This window comes from Mesorhizobium sp. CA15, assembly GCF_020165215.1.
Classification (GTDB): Bacteria; Pseudomonadota; Alphaproteobacteria; order Rhizobiales; family Rhizobiaceae; genus Mesorhizobium.
In genome coordinates this window covers 1-16,972 of the sequence record NZ_JAIUHQ010000015.1, presented here as the reverse complement: position 1 = coordinate 16,972, position 16,972 = coordinate 1, and the positions used below count along the sequence as shown (strand labels likewise).

Sequence of the window (16,972 nt, the reverse complement as noted above, 5' to 3'; positions counted from 1 at the left end):
CGTGTTGCCGTTAGCCCTCCGTGTCCAACAGGAGGTCCGGCCATGGACTGGAACCGCGTCGAAGGCAATTGGAAGCAGGTTAAAGGCAAGGTGAAGGAACAGTGGGGCAAGCTGACCGACGACGATCTCGATCGTATCGCCGGAAAGCGCGACCAGCTCGAAGGCGTAATCCAGGAACGCTACGGCCTGGAGAAGGATCGCGTGCGCCGCGACATCGACGACTGGTACAGGATGCAGAGCTGGTAAACAGCCGGCTCCCCAAAACGAAGGGCGTTGCCTCGCGGCAGCGCCTTTGAGTAAGCCGGTCACCCGCGCGACGGCGGCGTATGCGTCTCGACCTGCAGGTCGGGCGGCATGAATGGTTCTGATGGGCTACCATGGCCGAGTTCCGCCCGCGCCGAAGGCGCGCTGGATTATCCGGATCGGCTTGCCTTCGCGAGGCCCCGGGCGCGCCGCCTTGCGCCGGTTCCAGAAAGGCGCCGCATCGGGGATCAGCCGCGGATCTCATGGTCCGCCGCCAGCGGGACGCCTCGGGACATCAAATTGCGGAAACGCATGAAACATGCTGCCGCCTCGAAAGTTCCTACCGGAAGGAGTTGGCTCATGATCAACCGAGGCGACGGCGCCGAACCCGGCGATGGCAAAGCGGCTCAACCAGCACACGGCGATGTGGAATTGCTTGCCCGCCGCCTGGCAAAGGATACCGACATCTCGGAGGACGAAGCTCGCGAACTGATCAAGCTTATCGGCCCTGACTGGACTTCACTGGTGAGAGAGGCGAGGTTCCTCAAGGGACGGCACTGATCAAAGGCTTATCGAGATTTTCCCGCAGCCGGGGCGACCATCTCAGGAAAGGGTGAACCCAGCCCGGTCGCCACGGCGCCGCTCACGCCGCGCCCCTATTTGGCGGCGGCCTTCTTCTTCACCTTCTTTACCGGCTCCTCCACCGGCTCCTGCGCAAGCCTGGCCTTGCGAAGACGCGCCGTTTTGGCAACCCTGGCCGCCGCCTCGCTGTCGATGATGGCGCGCGCGGTTTTTGTAGTGGCCTCGTTCTTGGCGTCGCCTTTCGGCTTGAACACATTCGTATCAGCCATGTGCTACCTCGCTATGCAAATGAAAAAGGCCGGGCGAACCCGACCTTCCCTCAAAGCCCCAGCGCCTGTGCCGGTACATCCGTGGTCAAAGGCGCCGACGCATGGCTTAGGCTGCCTGGAGGTTCTCCGCGGCGCTCTTGCCGCTGCGAGCGTCCTTGACGACGTCAAAGCTTACCTTCTGGCCTTCGACGAGAGAACGCATCCCTGCGCGCTCCACGGCGGAGATGTGAACGAACACGTCCGGCTGGCCGCCGCCCTGTTCGATGAAGCCAAAGCCCTTGGTGGCGTTGAAAAACTTCACGGTTCCAGTAGTCATACGATTTCCTTTCAAATCGACGCAAATTACCGGCGCTTGGCCGAATGCCAAACGTCACGGTTTTCGAAATTGAGAGGGAAGATCGTCGGACGCAAAGGCCCTGAAACAACGTTCGTTCAACAAGATCGATATCACACATATAGCGTTTAAACTGACTCCCGGCAAGACAACCCCCGATATATTTATGCAGGACCTTTTTTCGGCACCCGGCCGGATCCGCCCTCTGATGCGAAAGTGACGATGACGGCGGAACCGACGTCATCGCCGCCAGTTACCCACCATCTTCGTTAGCTCTTGCTTATCTACGCAAACACCTGTCCGAGCCTGTCGTACAGTCGCTCCGATTAATCCCTGGCCTCGGCTGCCATTGCGCTAGCGCTCGGCCGGGCATGGAAGAACCAACGATGGCCGAAGCCGGTTCGCACATCGAGAGAGAACGAAGCAACACGTCGGCGAAGGGACCTTTGCAACGGTTCCTGCGTATGATCGGCCCCGGTTTTATCACCGGCGCATCCGACGACGATCCCTCCGGCATCGGAACTTACAGCCAGGCCGGCGCGCAGCTCGGTTTCAATATCGGCTGGAGCATGCTGTTCACCTTCCCGCTGATGGCGGCGATCCAGGAGATCGCCGCCCGCATCGGCCGCACCACCGGCAAAGGGATTTCCGGCAATCTCAGCAGACACTATCCCGCCTCGCTGCTCTGCGTCGTGGTGGTGTTGCTTTCCGTCGCCAACGTCATCAATATCGGTGCCGACCTCAGCGCCATGGCGGACGCGTTGGAGCTGCTCATCGGCGGGCCGAGCCCGCTCTATGTCATCGCATTCGCGATCGTCTGTATCTGCGCGATCGTCTTCATCGACTACACCCGCTACGTGAAAGTGCTCAAATGGACAACTTTGAGCCTCTTCGCCTACGTCATTGCCATGTTCGCCGCGAATGTAGCCTGGGCCGATGCGGCCAAAGGCCTGTTTGTTCCGCACATTCAATGGAGTGGCGCTTTCTTCACCACGCTGCTCGCGATCCTCGGCACGACGATCTCGCCTTATCTGTTCTTCTGGCAGGCCTCGCAAGAAGTCGAGGAGGAGGAACTCAAGCCAAGCGCCAAGCCGCTGCGATGGGCGCCGTGGCAAGCTTCCAGGGCATTCCGGCGGATACGCGCCGATACGCTGGTCGGAATGGCGTTTTCGAATTTGATAGGCGTCGCGATCATCTTCACCACGGCCGCCACGCTTCACAAGGCGGGGGTGACCGATATTGCTTCGTCCACGGACGCGGCCAAGGCTCTGGAGCCGGCCGCCGGAAAGTTCGCCTTCATCATTTTCTCGATGGGAATTATCGGCACCGGGCTTTTGGCTGTGCCGGTGCTGGCGGGGTCAGCGGCTTTCGCCGTTGGCGAAGCCCTGCACTGGACGGTGGGGCTGCAGCGCAAGCCGAAGGAAGCGTTGGCGTTTTACGTCACACTCGCCGCCGCGACCGCTCTTGGCACCGGGATCATGTTTACCCCGATCGACCCGATCAAGGCGCTTTACTGGAGCGCCGTCATCAACGGCATATGCGCCGTTCCCGTGCTGATCGTCATGATGCGGATGGCCGGCCGCAAGGACATCATGGGTGAATTCCCAATTCAGGGTTGGCTGCGCGCACTGGGATGGCTAACGACAATGACAATGGCAGCCTCGTCAGTGGGCCTCATCGTGCAGTGGTTTGCGTGAATCCTGAGCAGGGGAACGCGGCTTTTCAGATGCGACAGTCGGGCGATTCATGCGTCGGTCCGGCCAATTGCCTGGCCGCGGCGGTGCTTCGTCGCCGTCAATAACAATTGATGCTTTTAGCTGTGTCGCCGCATGTATTTCTTTCTGGAACAACTTTGGTCGGGCCGTGTTGGTGGTGATCCAACCGCACCAGGAGATTCAGAATGGCGACGACGAAAGCGGCCTCGAACAAGGGCCTCAACGAACTTTTCCACGACACGCTGAAGGATATCTATTTCGCCGAGAAGAAAATCCTGACGACGCTGCCCAAGATGGCGAAGGCGGCGCAGGACGACGCGCTGAAAACGGCCTTCGAGAAGCATCGCGACCAGACGGAGGAACATGTCGCCCGTCTCGAGGAAGTGTTCGAGGTGATCGATAAGAAACCGACGGGCAAGACTTGCGCCGCCATCATAGGCATCACCGAGGAAGGTGCCGAGATCATGGACGAGTACAAGGGCTCGCCCTCGCTCGACGCCGGCCTGTTGGCTGCCGCCCAAGCCGTCGAGCATTACGAGATCTCTCGCTACGGCACGCTCAGGACCTGGGCCCAGGAACTCGGCCTGACGGAGGCCGTCACCTTGCTCGACAAGACGCTGAACGAAGAAAAGGAAACGGACGCCGCGCTCACCCAGCTTGCCGAATCCGCGGTCAACGTCGCGGCTGAAGCCGCATAGCGGACGATCCGCTGACGGCCGCCGAGCCCCGGCAGCTTGCCAGGGGTCTCTGCCACATTGCAGGTCTAATCGAACGACGGCGGCCGCTGCCCGCGCCACCAACGATCTTAGCTGTTTGTTGGACCGACAATTCGTCGTGGATGGCAGAATTGGCGCGCCGGTTCTTGCAGCGACCCCGGGCCTCTTGACGGTCAAGATCTACAAACCCATATCGCCGCTGAGCTTGGGCCGCTGTCGGCACCAAGCCGTTGCCTGAACTCAATTGTTCGTTCGATTGGAGGACGTTATGAACGATCGCATGTTCGACAGCCCTGTTTTCGTGAAGAGCGGAGACAGCCTCATCCAGGAAATCGCGTGCCTGGAAGATGCCCTGGAATTTCTTTACGCGTGGCCCAAGAACAGGCGCGGAACCATCTTTGAAACGGCACTTCGTGCCTGCCAGCGGGCATTCGACAGCGGCTATCCGCTGACTGCCGCCAGAGATGCTTTTAGCGGTTTCGCAAGGTCGGTCAAAATTCTCGAGGACGTGAGTATGCCCTTGCCATGGATGACCGGCAAAGGCGGCCGCGGCGGCGGACTGACTGTTTGAAAGTTTCGCGGTTATGGGAGTTCGCGATGCTTTCCAAACCTTTCGAGAAACCCCTTCGCGTTTGGGTCGGACTGGGCTTTCCCCGGCAACTGAACACCGTCGTCGATGCCTATCAGTTCGCGACCGACTGGTGCGGCAATAGCCCGGAGCAGAAAGCGGCTATCCGTGCCTGCAAGGCGGCTTTGGTCGGCGAAGTCGACGCGGAAACCGCGCGAGGCGTTTTCGCCGCATTCGCGCGCAAGAAGGATATCCTTGTCGAGGACGGACCAATCCCCCCCGCGATAGAAAAAGCTCGGCCGTCAGATTACCGATGAGGATCGGGGCGCGCCCCGCGACCGCTGTCGGGGCGCCTCACAGCGTGCCGCATGTCATCCGGTCCGCCCCTTGGCACTGGATCGTTGGCCTCGAATGAACGCCCACCAGTCGCGGGAATGATGGGCGTTCAAACAGTTGACGATGAAGGGACTCAAATATCCGTCAAACCGTCCCCCAACCACGAACGGCGGGCCAAGGTTTCACTGCTTGGACCAAAAGCGGCGCTGCGTGCGACTTCAGTCCCAAGTGAGTTGTATGTTGCGGCCGGCCAGCCTGCCTTCCCGGTTTCCAGCAAGTGCCTCATGCCGCCACCGTCGTGGAGGAACATCGGCTAAATGGAACCTCGATCCTGATTGTCTGTTCATTGGAAGGCGGGCCAACATGACCAGATCGTCGCTTCATCTTCTCAAGGGTACAGGGTATCTGATTTCCACAGTGAGCGTGGCGCTGCTGGCGATCGTCAGTTGGGACAATGCCTCGAAAAGTCCGTTGCTGATTGCTTGTCTGCTCGGCGGAGCCGCTACCTCGGTTATCGGCATGTTCTGCCGCTGGCTGTCCTACGAAATCGAGAAACGGCAGGAAGAACGGCGGTAAGGCACGAGCCCGGCGACGAGGTCGTATCAGCCTGAGCGGCGCAAGACCCCCGTGACAAGTAGAGCGATCAGGCTGCCGAGGACAATCCATAGGACGATCCCGCCGCCGGATGCCCGACGCGCCGCCGCGCCGACACTTGCACCAGCGTCGGCCGGCATCGTCGTCCCCGGTTTGGCTACTTCTTCGGCATGGTGCAGCGCAGCCCGGTCGGTTGCATTCGCAACGACCGGCGCGAGGTCGCGCCGGCTGCCGCGCCGTACCGAATAGGCGCGGGTAATCTCGGCGCCGAAAAGAAAAATCTGTGCCGAATAATAGACCCAGACCAGCACCACCATCAGCGCGCCCGCCGCTCCGTAAGACGTCGCTATGGCGCTGGTACCGATGTACCAGCCGATCAGCGATTTGCCGATGGTGAAGAGCAACGCCGTGACCGCAGCGCCGATGCCGACATCGCGCCATTTGAGCGTGCGGTCCGGCAGGACCTTGTAGATCGCGGCGAAGAGCAGCGCGATCAGCACAAAAGAGACGATCGTGTTGATGCCGCTGACGATCAGCGTTCCAAACGGCAGGCTGCGGTTAATGACTTCGCCAAGCGCGGCGATTGCAGTGCTGGCTGCAAGCGACACCAGCAGCAGGAAGCCGAGCGCCGCCACAAGTCCGAGGCTCACCGCCCTCGCCCGCACCAGGCGCGAAAACGACACGCTGGTGGGCTTGACCTTCCAGATCTCGTTCAATGTCTGCTGCATCTCGCCGAAGACGCCGGACGCGGTGATTAAAAGCGTGACCAGCCCGATCAAGGCGGCCAAAGTACCGGACCCGCGCTGCGAGGCGGTCTCGACCGTTGCCTTGAGAAGATCAGCGCTCTGCGGTCCCATGACGCCCGATATCTGTGCCGAGAGCGCCAGTTGCGCGGCATCGTTGCCGATGACAAACCCGGCGATCGCGACCACGATCAGCAGGATCGGCGCCAGCGAGGTGGTGGCGTAGAAGGCCATCGCCGCGCCGTGGCTCAGCGCATTGTCGGCAATATAGCCGGAGACGCTTTCCTTGAGGATTGTCCAGCCTTCGTTCGCCCAGCGCGGCATCTTCTTCCCCTATTTTGGGCGTGGATCCTTGAGATCGGCTCCGATGGTGGGGAATTCCCCTGCCCGGCGCCTCGCCACCGCTTCGGCCAGGGCTAGCGCGGCGTTGGTTACTTCAACCTGAACGTCCTTGTCAGCGTCGAGCTCGTCATGGCTGGTTGCATAGGGCTTCCAGTAGCCAATATAGCGGTCGAGTTCGGCAATCTCGCCGACGGGATCGAGCTTCATCGAACGCAGCCAGTCGGCAAGCGCATGCCGCACGTTCGCAGCGCCTTCCGTATCGCCATGAACGACAACCGAAAACAACCGGCCTTCGAGATGGCGGGGATAGCTCCAGCCAGCGAGTTCGGCTTGCTTGGCAAGCGCTGCATCCTTGCCCTGCGTCAAAGACGGATCGGGATTGCCACCGTCAGCGCAGACCAGCCGGTCCATCATCAACTTCACCGGCGAGGAGGTCTGGTACCAGTTGACGGGCGTGACGATCATCACGCCATGCGCCTCGACCCAAAGGGGATAAATGTCGTTCATCCAGTCGTGCGCCTGGCCGAGCGAATGGTTCGGATAGCACGAGCACGGCCAGTGGCAGAGCGCCGCCGCTGTCGAGAAGCAGGCCTTGCAAGGGTAGATCCTGCGGCCATATTCGGAAGCGAGCCGCGACAGATCGAGCACTTCAACGGAAAAGCCCGGCCTGCCAGCAATGGCGCGGCGCGCCAGTTCGACGAGACGAAAGCTTTTCGACATTTCGCCCGGGCAAGTATGCTCGCTGCGTGAGGAGCCGTTGATGATCAGGATGCGCGACGGTGCAGTTCTGTCCTCGTGGCGCCGTTGCGCGGCCTTGACCGCATCGTGAGCGGCGATCCATTCGACGGAGAGATCGTAGCTTGGGTCGTGAAAACCCTCCCCCGCTTTGCGGGTCACCGGACTTTTGCGTTCCTCGCTATAGGCCTGCCAAGCGATTTCGGCCAGCCTGCCTATGGCTTCGGCCTCCGGCTCGAAGGCCGGATCGTAGAACAGCTTCCTGTAGCGTTGCTTGAACTCGCTCTCGCCGAGACGCGGGCTGGGCATGCCCTTGCGCGGTTCGACGCCGCCACCGTTTGATTCCGTATCCACTGCCATGTACTGCCCCAAGCTCGGAGCGGGCCGGGTGGGACAAGAGCTCGACTGCCTTTTCGTTGGCCAGGGCGGGAAGCCGGAGAAACCAGCCCTGTTCTCTTTGCCACCAGGTCCGGCTGACGCGGCCCGCAAGTCACAATCCTGTGCCGGCGCGATGGTTCCCAATGGCACAGGCAGCCCAGCAGGATCGCCAAAAGCAGCGGTGAATTTGCAATGAGAAACAACGGGCCTATATTTAGCTGACTAAGTGATTCATGGCGCGGTGAACCGATGGCCAAGAAGAAGCACAGACGGCCGGCTTCCACTGTTTCGGCGGCTTCCGAGGCCGAGATCCTCGAAGCGGCTTACTTTGCCCGCAAATGCGGCCTCACGCGTGAGGAGGCATTGCAGATGATACGCGAGGCCCACAACTTGCCGGCCGCCAAGGCGACCGAGGGCGAGAAGCGCAAGCATTGAACCCTTGTTGTTGAAGACGGCCTCATTGGCCGGTCTGCGGCGGAATTTCGCCCGGCTTGATCACCGGCATGTCGCTGCCTGTCGGGGGCGGCGGCGTCGCGTTTTTGTCGCCGGTCGGCGGCGGCTTCAGCACGCCGCCGCAATTGCCGAGTTTTTTCGACAGCTCATCCGTGTCGGCCTGCTGCTTTTGTTTCTGCTGCTGGTCGTTGGCGTCGGGCTTGGCCTGGCAGTTCTGCGCCTGCTGGTCGTTCGGCTGGGCGGCATTCTGGGCCACCGCCGGCAGGGCCGGGATCAGGGTGACGACTGCAATGAGAAGCGCTTTTTTCATGAGATCCTCCTCATGGGTGTCAGTAACCCCCGATGATCGGCAGGATTTCGCCGGTGATGTAGCTCGAGCATTGCGGCGAGGCCAGGAACACATAGGCCGGCGCGATCTCCTCCGGCTGGGCGGGCCGCTTCATCGGCGTCTTGGCGCCGAACTGCGAAACGTCTTCCGCTTGTTTTTCGGATGGGTTGAGCGGCGTCCAGACCGGACCCGGCGCCACCGCATTGACGCGGATGCCCTTCGAGATGAGGTTGCCGGAGAGAGCGCGGGTGAAGGCGTGAATGCCGCCCTTGGTCATCGAGTAGTCGACCAGTTCCTTCGAACCCTCGATGCCGGTGACCGAACCCGTGTTGATGATCGCCGAGCCCGGCTTCATGTGCGGCACAGCTTCCTGCGCCATGTGGAAATAGCCGTAGAGATTGGTCTTCAGCGTAGTGTCGAAATGTTCCTCGGTCAGATCGGCGAAATCGGTCGAGTGGATTTGAAAGGCGGCATTGTTGACCAGCACGTCGAGCTTGCCGAAGGCCTTGAGCGTTTCCGCCACCGCCTTGCGGCAGAAGGCGCGTTCGGCCACGTCGCCGCGCAAGGTGATGCAGCGCCTGCCCTCCGCCTCAATCGCATGCTTAGTCGCCTCGGCATCGCGGTCCTCGCTGAGATAGGCGATGGCGACATCGGCACCCTCGCGTGCGAACAGCACGGCCACAGCGCGGCCGATGCCGGAATCGCCGCCGGTGATCAGCGCGACCTTGTCCTTGAGCTTGCCCGATCCTTGCCAGAAGGGCGCATCATAAAGCGGCGCGGGCTCGATCGCCCATTCCTCACCGGGCTTGGGATGATGCTGCCTGGGGAAAGGCGGCGTGGGGTATTTGCGCGCGCCGGCCTGCATGGCGCCCGGCGATTTGGGTTTCGGCTTGCTGCGGTCGGTGGCGTCGACTTTGCGTTGCACGCCGCGCTGCCTGTTCGCGGCCTTCGCCGTGTCTGTCTTCTTGGCGGTCGCTGATTTTCTGGCTGTATCGGTTTTCGTTCGGCTGCTGGTCGGCATGGTCATCTCCTTTCGGAGGACAACGCATGCCAACGGAAAAGGTTGGCCCTTGGATCGCCGCACCTCGCCGAGATGCCTGCGCGTACATCAAAGTTAAATGCGGCCGCCCGGCCGCGGTGCTAACGCTTGGTCGCTGGGGGACTCTTCAGGAGGAGTCCACATGGACGTTCGAACGCTCATCGGCAGTCTCTCGGCCGCAATGCTGCGCCGGCGCGCCGCAGCGCCACCAGTCCCCGTCAGGGTGATCCGCGCTTCGCTGGCCGAGGTGCCGCTCAGGCCGCGCCCACGTCCGCCGCACCGCCCGGCGCCGCCGGCCCGGCCCGCGAGCAATATGTAGCCTCGGATTTGCAGCCTTGGACCATCCGGCCGGATGCAACCGACTGCCGAAGTCATCGTTTACTGCCATCCGCAATTTTTACGGTGAAAAATGAAATCCATGCGTACGAACAGCCCGCTTTTTGTCCTCGCCGCCGCCATGATCACGGCCGCGCCCTTTGTCGGTCTTGCCTGGCGCACGCGCGAATGGCTCGGATGGTGAAAGACCGATGAGCCGTTTCCTGCCCCTCACGATACGCTTCGTCAGCGGCGGCACGATGGTTGTCACCACCGTCGCCGAGGCCAAGAAGGCGCTTGGAGGCGCTTGGAAGAACAAGGAGGCGCCAGCCTATCTCGAAGCGGCGCGGCTGGTGGACGACGCGATCGCCGGCACCTGCCGTCCGGCCATTGCCTTTGCCGCCTTCAAGAAGGTCGCCGCGCAGCAGGGCCTGCTGAGGCCTGCCCAGCCGAGTGCCGCGCTTACCATGCTAGACGAGTTGTGGTCGCGCTCCAAGACTCCGCGCAGCTAGATGCCTATCTCGGCTCGCGCGTCATGCTGAGATAGGTTGGATCGAATTCGGCGATCGCAACCAGCCGCTCCCAGTCGAGGATCGTGATCATATGGTTCGTCCAGCTGACCACGTTCATGCGGCGCAGCGTGCCGATGACCCGGTTCATATGGACAACGGAGAGGCCGAGCACGTCGGCGAGCTCGGCCTGCGACAGCGGCAGATGGAAGCTCATCTCGCGCGTCTTTTTCACCACCTGCAGCCTGACGAACAGCTCGCATATCAAATGCGCGAGATGGGAGGTCTTGGAGCGCCGGCCCATGGCCACGATCCATTCGCGGTGGATGGCGCCATCGACCAGCGTGTCCAGCCACAACAGCCGGGTAAGGTGCGGCGCCTGCTCGGTAATCGTCTTGAGCTTGCTATGCTCCGCTGCGGCGACGTGGCAGGGAGATAGCGCGACGATGCCATGGTCCATCGTCTTCAGCAAAAAAGCATGAAGGTCGACGAAATCGCCCGCGACCTGCAGCGAGGTGAACTGGCGGCCGCCGTGCTCCAATACTTTGTAGCGGGCGGCAAACCCGTCGATGATGAGCGTGCTGTAGGTCGGCCGCGTGCCTTCCGTGACGATATCCTCGCCGGCGGCGACGTATCTTTCGAGCGGCATGGCGCCGGCGAGCAGCGCCTTCTCTTCTTCTGACAGCGCGTCATGCTGGCCCAGGTTGAGGTAAAGCGATTCCAGCATCCGCGGTTCTCCATGCGCAACAGGTAACGCCGCAGGGCCGGGCCGGTTGCAGGCGGCGGCGCAGCAAGGGCCGGCGCACCGCGGATTTCCCTGAGGATCAACCGCTTGGAACCATGATCGGGGCCAGGGATTGAACTTGCCAAACGCCCGGAGTGCTTCATCGATGGAACGCTACTATTTCGACCTCCATAATGCCGAGCATGGCCAGATTGACGACCACGGGCAGCTTTTTGCCGACCGCGAGCGTGCCCGTCTTGAGGCGTTGCGCATCCTGCACGACATTGCCCGCGACGAGGCGCCCGGGACCGAACAGTTGAAGATCACCGTGAAGCTGCGCACCGAGAAGGAGCAGATATTCGAGGCGTCGCTGACGCTGGACTCGGCCTGGAAGTGAGGCCTTTGCCATCAGCATCGCATCCCGCCGGGGCCAAGCATGTTCGCCAATTTTGACACATTGGAAGTAGACACCGGCGAGGCGCGTATCTTCGTCCGACATGGTGGCAGCGGGCCTGGCCTGCTCCTGCTGCACGGCTTTCCCGAAACGCATGCGATGTGGCGCGACGTGGCGCCCAGCCTGGCGCGGGATTTCAGCGTCGTCTGTGCCGATCTGCGGGGTTATGGGCAAAGCTCCTGCCCGCCATCGGCTGCCGATCATGCGCCCTACGGCAAGCGCGCCATGGCGGCCGACATGGCGGCACTCATGGGGGACCTCGGCTTCCAACGTTTCCTGGTCGCCGGCCATGATCGCGGCGGGCGCGTCGCCTACCGGCTGGCGCTCGATCATCCGGACCGCGTCGAGAAGCTCGCCGTGCTCGACATCGTCCCTACCGCCGAGGTCTGGGACCGGGCCGATGCCAGGCTGGCGCTAGGCTTTTGGCCATGGTCGCTGCTGGCGCAGCCCGAGCCGCTGCCGGAGACGATATTGGCGGCGACGGCCGAAGCAATCATCGACAATGCGCTTTCCGGCTGGGGATCCGCCGCCGACGCGTTCCCGCCCGGCGTGCGGCAGGCTTATGTCGATGCGCTGCGCGATCCGGCGCATATCCACGCCATCTGCGAAGAGTATCGCGCGGCGGCTTCGCTCGACCGGCTGCACGACCATGCGGACCGCGAGGCCGGCCGGCGTATATCCTGCCCCGTGTTGGCGCTGTGGAGCGAGCATGGCGCGCTGGCCGAATGGTATCGGGACGAAGACGGACCGCTGGGCATATGGCGGAACTGGGCCGACGATGCCAGCGGCGGGGCGATGCCCGGCGGCCATTTCTTTCCGGAGGAATCGCCGATCGAAACGGCGGCCACGCTCGACGCCTTCTTTTCCGGAAGATAGAGACGATCCTTTCCGGCAGATGGCGCCGGCCGGCCAAGCGGCCGGTCGGCCTGGCTCACCTCAGCATCAGCCAGAGCAACGGCAGGGCCGCCAGGCCGATCGCCATTGTGATGAGCGCGGCATGGCCGAGACGCTCTGCGCGCCTGGCAATATCGGCGACCTCGTCCTCGTCATTGATGATGTCGAGGAACGAAAGATCGGCAAGGGTGGTACGCTGGTTGTCATTGGCAGGCAGGCTTTCGGCATCCTGCCGAGCGGGCTTTGCAGAGATATAGGTCAAAACGTCGTCTCGCTCCGAGGTCGGCTGCGCGGCCTTCTGTTTATGGATAACGGTGCCCGCCGGAATTGCGCGGGGCTGACCGGCGGGCACCATGATAGCCGGCGATGGAGGGGGCTTTCTCGTCGGCCGCTCACCAATTCGCAAAAGGAGGTTTGGTTGCACAAGCCAGCCCAATGCGCTGGCCGGATCGGACTTCAGTCTGACGAGTCACAAAATGTTTCGACCGGAACATCGGTTGCCGACGCCTGTTGCCCTTACTCAGGGATGTTGGACGCGTCCTTGAATTCACCCTCAAGAAAAATCCGAATTAACGGAGAATTCGATATGCCCAATCAAGGCGGAACCCACGAACAGCACGTCAAGGCCGGCCAGCAGAGCCACAAGAACCGCGAAGACCAGCATCGCGGCAGCGGGCAGCAGCAGGCCGAGGATCGCAACATGGGTCAGCGGAGCGCCGGCCAGCACCGAGGTGGCAGCGGCAACTTCGCCGAAGACCGCCAGCGCGCCTCCGAGGCCGGCCGTAAAGGCGGTCAGCGCTGAATTCAAATGGCGTCCGTGTCCTTCACGGACGCCATTTCATCTGCCCGCGGGATCTCCCCCGCGATGGAACTTCTGCCCCGCCCTCCAGTTCCTCTTCAGTCGGTTGCCCAGGCTGCCGCCGCAGGATGTTTGAACGGAGGCATCAATGTCGCTGCAAACGCTTCATCCCGAACAGGTCGATGAGACCCGCATGCAAGCCTACTCGACCTTCGGTCCGTTGCTGATCCAAGCTCTGGCGCAGAAACTTGGGCACTGCCAGGGCATGCGCGAGTTGGACAAGCTCGAACAATCGCTTGTTCGCCTGATCGAGGAGACCGACGTCGCCGCCCCGCACGGCGAGGAGATGAAGGAATTCGCCGTCGAACTCGTCGTGTCGACGCTGCGCAATGTGCGCGAGCATCCCGACGCCAAGCAAGATCTGGAAGAGATCGACGGACGTCGCGCCGAAGGCCGTTCGGAAGACCCGGATACGCTGGAGGAGCAGTTGCAGTCCGGCCTTGAGGACTCCTTTCCGGCAAGCGATCCGCCGGCCGTGGTCTCGACCGCGATCACCGGCGGCTCGAAGGACATCGTCGGCACCGACGAGGTGCTGCGCCGCAAGAAGGAAGCGCGCCGCAGGCACTCCCAGACAGCGAACTGATACGGCGGAAATCGAAGGAGGCCTGCGATGACCCAGGCGAACGACAATATACCGAACCGGCCGGGCGCCGCCGATGCGACGGCGACCGGCAATTTGCCGACCAAGGGCGGCGACGATCCCGACGTGCGCTTCCTGGCGGAGAATACCGATCTGTCGCCGAAGCAGGCGCGCGAACTGATCCGGGAGCACGGGCACGACCGCGACAAACTCTTGAAGATCGCACGGACCATGAAAGCGGAAGGCTGACGGTTCTCCAAGGATGGAGGGCAAACGGCTTTCTCGAAAGCGAGGTTAAGATGAGCAATTCACCCAATACCGGACGTCCCGGAACCTCCGATCAATGGCCGCGCTGGGAAGGCCCGAAGGCCAACAAGCCGCGCGGCTATCTGCCGGCCAAGGATGATCCCGACGAGGATCGCGACGCGGCCGACGAGAACAACAAGGATCCGGAACGGGCCGACCTCGGCGACGTCGCCAAGAAAAAGGGTTCCTGAGACTCTCAATCACTCAGCGCAACAAGGAGCAGGACAATGCCACGCGGAGATAAATCGAAATACACCGACAAGCAGGAACGCAAGGCCGACCATATCGCCGAAGGCTACGAGAAGCGCGGCGTGTCCGAGAAAGAAGCCGAGCGCCGCGCCTGGGCGACGGTCAACAAGGACGACGCCGGCGGCAAGAAGGCAGGGGGCTCCGGCCGCGGCAAGCATACCGGTCATCCGGCGGCGCATAAGGGCGGGAAGGCTGGCGGCAAGGCGTCGGGCGAGCGATCCGCGGCCGCGCGCTCCGCTTCCGCGAAGAAGGCAGCGGCCACGCGCAAGCGCAACGCGGAGCACCACGCCCATCATTGAGGACTTTGCCTTCTCCCCTTGTTGTGGAGAAGGCAAGGGCCTCACAGCGGCATCTCCGAGGTCTGCTTGATCGTCTGGCTTGGCACATCCGTCTTGACGTTCTGCACGCCCTTGATGCGGCTCAGATGCTCCGACTGGAAGCGGCGGTAGTCGTCGATGCCGGCCGCCACGATCCGCACCATAGCGTCGCAGTCGCCCAGCATCAGATAGCACTCCATCACTTCGGGGAATTTCGCCACCTCGGCGGCGAAATGCTCGATCGTGTCCTCATCCTGCTGCTTCAGCCAGATGCGGGTGAAAAAGGTCTGGCCGCGGCCGATCTTGGCCGGGTTGAGCACCGCGACGTAGCGATCGATGACACCGGCCTCCTCCAGCAACTTGACGCGCCGCAGGCAAGGCGACGGCGAGAGGCCGACTTCCTTGGCCAGATCGTTGTTGGCCATGCGCCCGTCGCGCTGCAAGGCGCGCAGAATGCGCCTGTCGATCTCATCCAGCTTCATGGTGTCAGATTCCAACCTTTTTCCTGAATGCGCCATTCAATGCTAAATTTTCGCATAAACGTGGCACCTTCGCAACCCGATTGCGAGGCAATTCGGCTATAGTGCCCCACCGATAGCAACCCACAACCGAGCGGGAGAACGGCGGCCGCGAGGCCAGCCGAAAGCAAAGCCATGAGCGTTTCCGAGATCGCCCTCGCCGAGGGTCAAAGCACCGATGGACGCGGCGGCGAGTTCCGGCGCGGGCTCGCCGCTTCGACGCCGGTGCTGCTCGGCATCATCCCCTACGCGCTGGTGCTCGGCGCGCAGGCCGCGCAGAAGGGCCTGAGCGTGGCCGAGGTGCCGCTGATGACCGGCCTCAATTTCGCCGGCGGCTCAGAATTCGCCGCGATCCAGCTCTGGACTTCGCCGCCGCATATCCTGTTGGTCGCCGCCATCACCTTTCTGGTCAACAGCCGGCATTTCCTGATGGGCGCCGCACTTGCGCCGTTCATCAACCATCTGCCGAAGCGGCAGGTGTTTCCGGCGCTGTTCCTGATGTGCGACGAAAGCTGGGCCGTAGGCCTTGCGGATGCGCGGCGGCGCGCCGACGCCGACATGCGGCCGGCCTTCAGCCTGGCCTTTTATCTGGGCGCCGCCCTGCCCTTCTACCTCGCCTGGGTGGCTTTCACGACCTGCGGCGCGGCACTCGGGCCGGTGCTCGGCGACGTCGAGACCTACGGTTTTGCCTTGGCTTTCCCTGCTGTCTTCCTGGTGTTGCTTCGGGGCATGTGGACGGGCTTTGCCGCGGCGCGGCCCTGGCTGGTCAGCCTGGCGGTGGCGACGCTCACCTATCTCGTCGTGCCCGGCGCCTGGTATGTGGCGGCCGGTGCGCTGTCCGGCCTGGTGGCCGCGTGGTTCCTGGCAGGTGAGAGATGATCGATCCGATGACCGTGCTCGCCATCCTGGCGATGGCCGGCGTGACGTATCTCACCCGCGTCGGCGGCTATGTGGTGCTGAGGAACCGCGCGCTCGGCCCGCGCGCCACGGCGGTGATGGAAGCCGCGCCCGGCTGCGTGCTGATCTCGGTGATCGCTCCGGATTTCGTCTCGAAGAATCCGGCCGATCTGGCGGCGCTTGCAATCACGGTGCTGGCGGCGACACGGCTGTCGATGCTGCCGACGGTGGTGATCGGGGTGGCTTCGGCGGGCATGCTGAGATGGCTGATAGGCTAGCTGCCTCAGCCGCCGTAAAGCCCGAGCTCGTCCAGCTGGATCGATGCGGCGTCGCCTGCGCCCGGTCCGTCCGCATGCTGCTTCAACGCGGCATCCAGCCTTTTGCTATCGCTGCCTCGCGGATCGGCTATCGCGTCGACGAGCCTATCGAGAGAAACGCCAAGCTGGTCCAGGCCAAGCTGTCTCTCGATCTGGGCGATCGCCGACGGCGATTGCCGTTTCAACGCTTCGACGGCGTTCTTGATCGCCGTACCGTAGGACGACACTGACTCATATTCGGCCTGATCGATGCGGAACTCATTGCCCGCACGTTCCATCAGTCGGACCTTCGTCGCTGTGATATTGAGGTTGTCGAGGCTGAACTTGGATGCTGGGGCCGTGGGCTCCGCCTGCATGAGCGGCGAAGCCGCGGCGCCGACGGCGCTGTGGCTACTGGCAGCCGGCCTGGCCGTCGGCAACAGGCGCTGCGGCTGCAGGGTCACAATGGCGATGTTGACGGTCGAGGACATTACGGGTCTCGCAGGCGGCCCTCCGTCATGGTTCGGACGCCGGACAGTCGAGCCAAGACGTCATGTCCCGAGCAAAGCGTTTCACAGGCAATTAGCCCAGTTGTCCTAAGAGTTCGATAGAAGGATGGCTCACCTTTTAACGATGGGCGCGTTATCACCCCAAGAGTCATTCGTCCCCGCCACCGTCA

At 62.6% G+C, this 16,972-nt stretch carries 29 protein-coding genes; 19 read left to right on the top strand and 10 right to left on the bottom strand.

What is annotated here, in order from left to right:
* The first annotated feature begins 42 nt into the window (after nucleotides 1-42).
* Nucleotides 43-246 (top strand): CsbD family protein, encoded by a 204-nt coding sequence (locus LB515_RS21590; protein WP_224530904.1) that lies wholly within the window; start codon nucleotides 43-45, stop codon nucleotides 244-246.
* A 357-nt stretch (nucleotides 247-603) separates the two neighbouring features.
* Nucleotides 604-804 carry a hypothetical protein gene (locus tag LB515_RS21585; RefSeq protein ID WP_140840705.1) on the top strand — a complete coding sequence of 67 codons (201 nt, stop codon included), beginning with the start codon at nucleotides 604-606 and terminating at the stop codon, nucleotides 802-804.
* Nucleotides 805-899: 95 nt separating this feature from the next.
* Here the strand turns inward: LB515_RS21585 and LB515_RS21580 are convergent, their stop codons facing one another.
* Nucleotides 900-1,094, bottom strand: a complete 195-nt coding sequence (locus LB515_RS21580) for a hypothetical protein (RefSeq protein ID WP_140543027.1) — start codon at nucleotides 1,092-1,094, stop codon at nucleotides 900-902.
* A gap of 106 nt (nucleotides 1,095-1,200) precedes the next feature.
* A complete protein-coding gene (locus tag LB515_RS21575) occupies nucleotides 1,201-1,410 on the bottom strand; it encodes a cold-shock protein (RefSeq protein ID WP_095768399.1) in 210 nt (69 codons plus the stop codon).
* 404 nt (nucleotides 1,411-1,814) lie between these two features.
* Between LB515_RS21575 and LB515_RS21570 the strand changes: the two genes are divergently transcribed.
* From LB515_RS21570 to LB515_RS21550, 5 genes are all read left to right on the top strand, one after another.
* On the top strand, nucleotides 1,815-3,125 hold the full coding sequence (locus tag LB515_RS21570; RefSeq protein ID WP_224708900.1) for an Nramp family divalent metal transporter: 1,311 nt from the start codon (nucleotides 1,815-1,817) through the stop codon (nucleotides 3,123-3,125).
* A 203-nt stretch (nucleotides 3,126-3,328) separates the two neighbouring features.
* Nucleotides 3,329-3,841, top strand: coding sequence for a ferritin-like domain-containing protein (locus tag LB515_RS21565; protein ID WP_224708899.1), 513 nt, complete (start codon nucleotides 3,329-3,331; stop codon nucleotides 3,839-3,841).
* Between the two features lie 286 nt (nucleotides 3,842-4,127).
* Nucleotides 4,128-4,430 carry a DUF982 domain-containing protein gene (locus LB515_RS21560; RefSeq protein WP_140840699.1) on the top strand — a complete coding sequence of 101 codons (303 nt, stop codon included), beginning with the start codon at nucleotides 4,128-4,130 and terminating at the stop codon, nucleotides 4,428-4,430.
* 26 nt (nucleotides 4,431-4,456) lie between these two features.
* A complete protein-coding gene (locus LB515_RS21555) occupies nucleotides 4,457-4,744 on the top strand; it encodes a DUF982 domain-containing protein (protein WP_140841064.1) in 288 nt (95 codons plus the stop codon).
* 382 nt (nucleotides 4,745-5,126) lie between these two features.
* The gene (locus tag LB515_RS21550; protein WP_224610575.1) at nucleotides 5,127-5,339 is read left to right on the top strand and encodes a hypothetical protein; all 213 of its coding nucleotides are present in this window, start codon (nucleotides 5,127-5,129) and stop codon (nucleotides 5,337-5,339) included.
* A 26-nt stretch (nucleotides 5,340-5,365) separates the two neighbouring features.
* Here LB515_RS21550 and LB515_RS21545 read toward each other — a convergent pair whose 3' ends face one another.
* Nucleotides 5,366-6,424 (bottom strand): YihY/virulence factor BrkB family protein, encoded by a 1,059-nt coding sequence (locus LB515_RS21545; protein WP_224708898.1) that lies wholly within the window; start codon nucleotides 6,422-6,424, stop codon nucleotides 5,366-5,368.
* Nucleotides 6,425-6,433: 9 nt separating this feature from the next.
* Nucleotides 6,434-7,537: a flavodoxin family protein gene (locus tag LB515_RS21540; protein WP_224610573.1), complete on the bottom strand. Its 1,104-nt coding sequence runs from the start codon at nucleotides 7,535-7,537 to the stop codon at nucleotides 6,434-6,436.
* Nucleotides 7,538-7,804: 267 nt separating this feature from the next.
* Between LB515_RS21540 and LB515_RS21535 the strand changes: the two genes are divergently transcribed.
* The gene (locus LB515_RS21535) at nucleotides 7,805-7,990 is read left to right on the top strand and encodes a hypothetical protein (protein WP_095768392.1); all 186 of its coding nucleotides are present in this window, start codon (nucleotides 7,805-7,807) and stop codon (nucleotides 7,988-7,990) included.
* Between the two features lie 22 nt (nucleotides 7,991-8,012).
* Here LB515_RS21535 and LB515_RS21530 read toward each other — a convergent pair whose 3' ends face one another.
* Nucleotides 8,013-8,318 (bottom strand): hypothetical protein, encoded by a 306-nt coding sequence (locus tag LB515_RS21530; protein WP_095768391.1) that lies wholly within the window; start codon nucleotides 8,316-8,318, stop codon nucleotides 8,013-8,015.
* A gap of 19 nt (nucleotides 8,319-8,337) precedes the next feature.
* Nucleotides 8,338-9,357, bottom strand: coding sequence for an SDR family oxidoreductase (locus LB515_RS21525; RefSeq protein WP_224708897.1), 1,020 nt, complete (start codon nucleotides 9,355-9,357; stop codon nucleotides 8,338-8,340).
* 160 nt (nucleotides 9,358-9,517) lie between these two features.
* Here LB515_RS21525 and LB515_RS21520 point away from each other — a divergent pair, with 160 nt between their 5' ends.
* On the top strand, nucleotides 9,518-9,694 hold the full coding sequence (locus LB515_RS21520) for a hypothetical protein (protein ID WP_176477081.1): 177 nt from the start codon (nucleotides 9,518-9,520) through the stop codon (nucleotides 9,692-9,694).
* A 208-nt stretch (nucleotides 9,695-9,902) separates the two neighbouring features.
* Nucleotides 9,903-10,202, top strand: coding sequence for a DUF982 domain-containing protein (locus LB515_RS21515; RefSeq protein ID WP_095768390.1), 300 nt, complete (start codon nucleotides 9,903-9,905; stop codon nucleotides 10,200-10,202).
* A gap of 4 nt (nucleotides 10,203-10,206) precedes the next feature.
* On the opposite strand, the gene LB515_RS21510 is transcribed toward LB515_RS21515, so the two are convergent.
* Nucleotides 10,207-10,926, bottom strand: coding sequence for a Crp/Fnr family transcriptional regulator (locus tag LB515_RS21510; RefSeq protein ID WP_224632204.1), 720 nt, complete (start codon nucleotides 10,924-10,926; stop codon nucleotides 10,207-10,209).
* A gap of 163 nt (nucleotides 10,927-11,089) precedes the next feature.
* Here LB515_RS21510 and LB515_RS21505 point away from each other — a divergent pair, with 163 nt between their 5' ends.
* On the top strand, nucleotides 11,090-11,320 hold the full coding sequence (locus LB515_RS21505) for a DUF6894 family protein (RefSeq protein WP_095768388.1): 231 nt from the start codon (nucleotides 11,090-11,092) through the stop codon (nucleotides 11,318-11,320).
* Nucleotides 11,321-11,359: 39 nt separating this feature from the next.
* Nucleotides 11,360-12,253: an alpha/beta fold hydrolase gene (locus LB515_RS21500; protein ID WP_224708896.1), complete on the top strand. Its 894-nt coding sequence runs from the start codon at nucleotides 11,360-11,362 to the stop codon at nucleotides 12,251-12,253.
* Nucleotides 12,254-12,308: 55 nt separating this feature from the next.
* On the opposite strand, the gene LB515_RS21495 is transcribed toward LB515_RS21500, so the two are convergent.
* A complete protein-coding gene (locus LB515_RS21495) occupies nucleotides 12,309-12,533 on the bottom strand; it encodes a hypothetical protein (RefSeq protein ID WP_140840687.1) in 225 nt (74 codons plus the stop codon).
* A gap of 324 nt (nucleotides 12,534-12,857) precedes the next feature.
* Here LB515_RS21495 and LB515_RS28355 point away from each other — a divergent pair, with 324 nt between their 5' ends.
* From LB515_RS28355 to LB515_RS21470, 5 genes are all read left to right on the top strand, one after another.
* A complete protein-coding gene (locus LB515_RS28355) occupies nucleotides 12,858-13,073 on the top strand; it encodes a KGG domain-containing protein (RefSeq protein WP_095768385.1) in 216 nt (71 codons plus the stop codon).
* A gap of 145 nt (nucleotides 13,074-13,218) precedes the next feature.
* Complete coding sequence (locus tag LB515_RS21485) at nucleotides 13,219-13,713, top strand: hypothetical protein (RefSeq protein WP_224708981.1); 495 nt, start codon at nucleotides 13,219-13,221, stop codon at nucleotides 13,711-13,713.
* A gap of 27 nt (nucleotides 13,714-13,740) precedes the next feature.
* The gene (locus LB515_RS21480) at nucleotides 13,741-13,959 is read left to right on the top strand and encodes a hypothetical protein (RefSeq protein WP_140840683.1); all 219 of its coding nucleotides are present in this window, start codon (nucleotides 13,741-13,743) and stop codon (nucleotides 13,957-13,959) included.
* Between the two features lie 50 nt (nucleotides 13,960-14,009).
* Complete coding sequence (locus LB515_RS21475; protein ID WP_140543043.1) at nucleotides 14,010-14,207, top strand: hypothetical protein; 198 nt, start codon at nucleotides 14,010-14,012, stop codon at nucleotides 14,205-14,207.
* 36 nt (nucleotides 14,208-14,243) lie between these two features.
* Nucleotides 14,244-14,564 carry a plasmid stabilization protein gene (locus LB515_RS21470; RefSeq protein ID WP_095768382.1) on the top strand — a complete coding sequence of 107 codons (321 nt, stop codon included), beginning with the start codon at nucleotides 14,244-14,246 and terminating at the stop codon, nucleotides 14,562-14,564.
* Between the two features lie 41 nt (nucleotides 14,565-14,605).
* Here LB515_RS21470 and LB515_RS21465 read toward each other — a convergent pair whose 3' ends face one another.
* A complete protein-coding gene (locus LB515_RS21465) occupies nucleotides 14,606-15,064 on the bottom strand; it encodes an Lrp/AsnC family transcriptional regulator (RefSeq protein ID WP_040981044.1) in 459 nt (152 codons plus the stop codon).
* 171 nt (nucleotides 15,065-15,235) lie between these two features.
* On the opposite strand from LB515_RS21465, the gene LB515_RS21460 reads away from it, so the two are divergent.
* Entirely contained in the window at nucleotides 15,236-15,979 is a 744-nt protein-coding gene (locus LB515_RS21460) for an AzlC family ABC transporter permease (RefSeq protein ID WP_224708895.1), read from the top strand.
* The gene (locus tag LB515_RS21455) at nucleotides 15,976-16,275 is read left to right on the top strand and encodes an AzlD family protein (RefSeq protein ID WP_224530856.1); all 300 of its coding nucleotides are present in this window, start codon (nucleotides 15,976-15,978) and stop codon (nucleotides 16,273-16,275) included. The genes LB515_RS21460 and LB515_RS21455 overlap by 4 nt, the downstream gene beginning before the upstream one ends.
* Nucleotides 16,276-16,280: 5 nt before the next feature.
* Here LB515_RS21455 and LB515_RS21450 read toward each other — a convergent pair whose 3' ends face one another.
* The gene (locus tag LB515_RS21450; protein ID WP_224708894.1) at nucleotides 16,281-16,784 is read right to left on the bottom strand and encodes a hypothetical protein; all 504 of its coding nucleotides are present in this window, start codon (nucleotides 16,782-16,784) and stop codon (nucleotides 16,281-16,283) included.
* Between the last annotated feature and the right edge of the window lie 188 nt (nucleotides 16,785-16,972).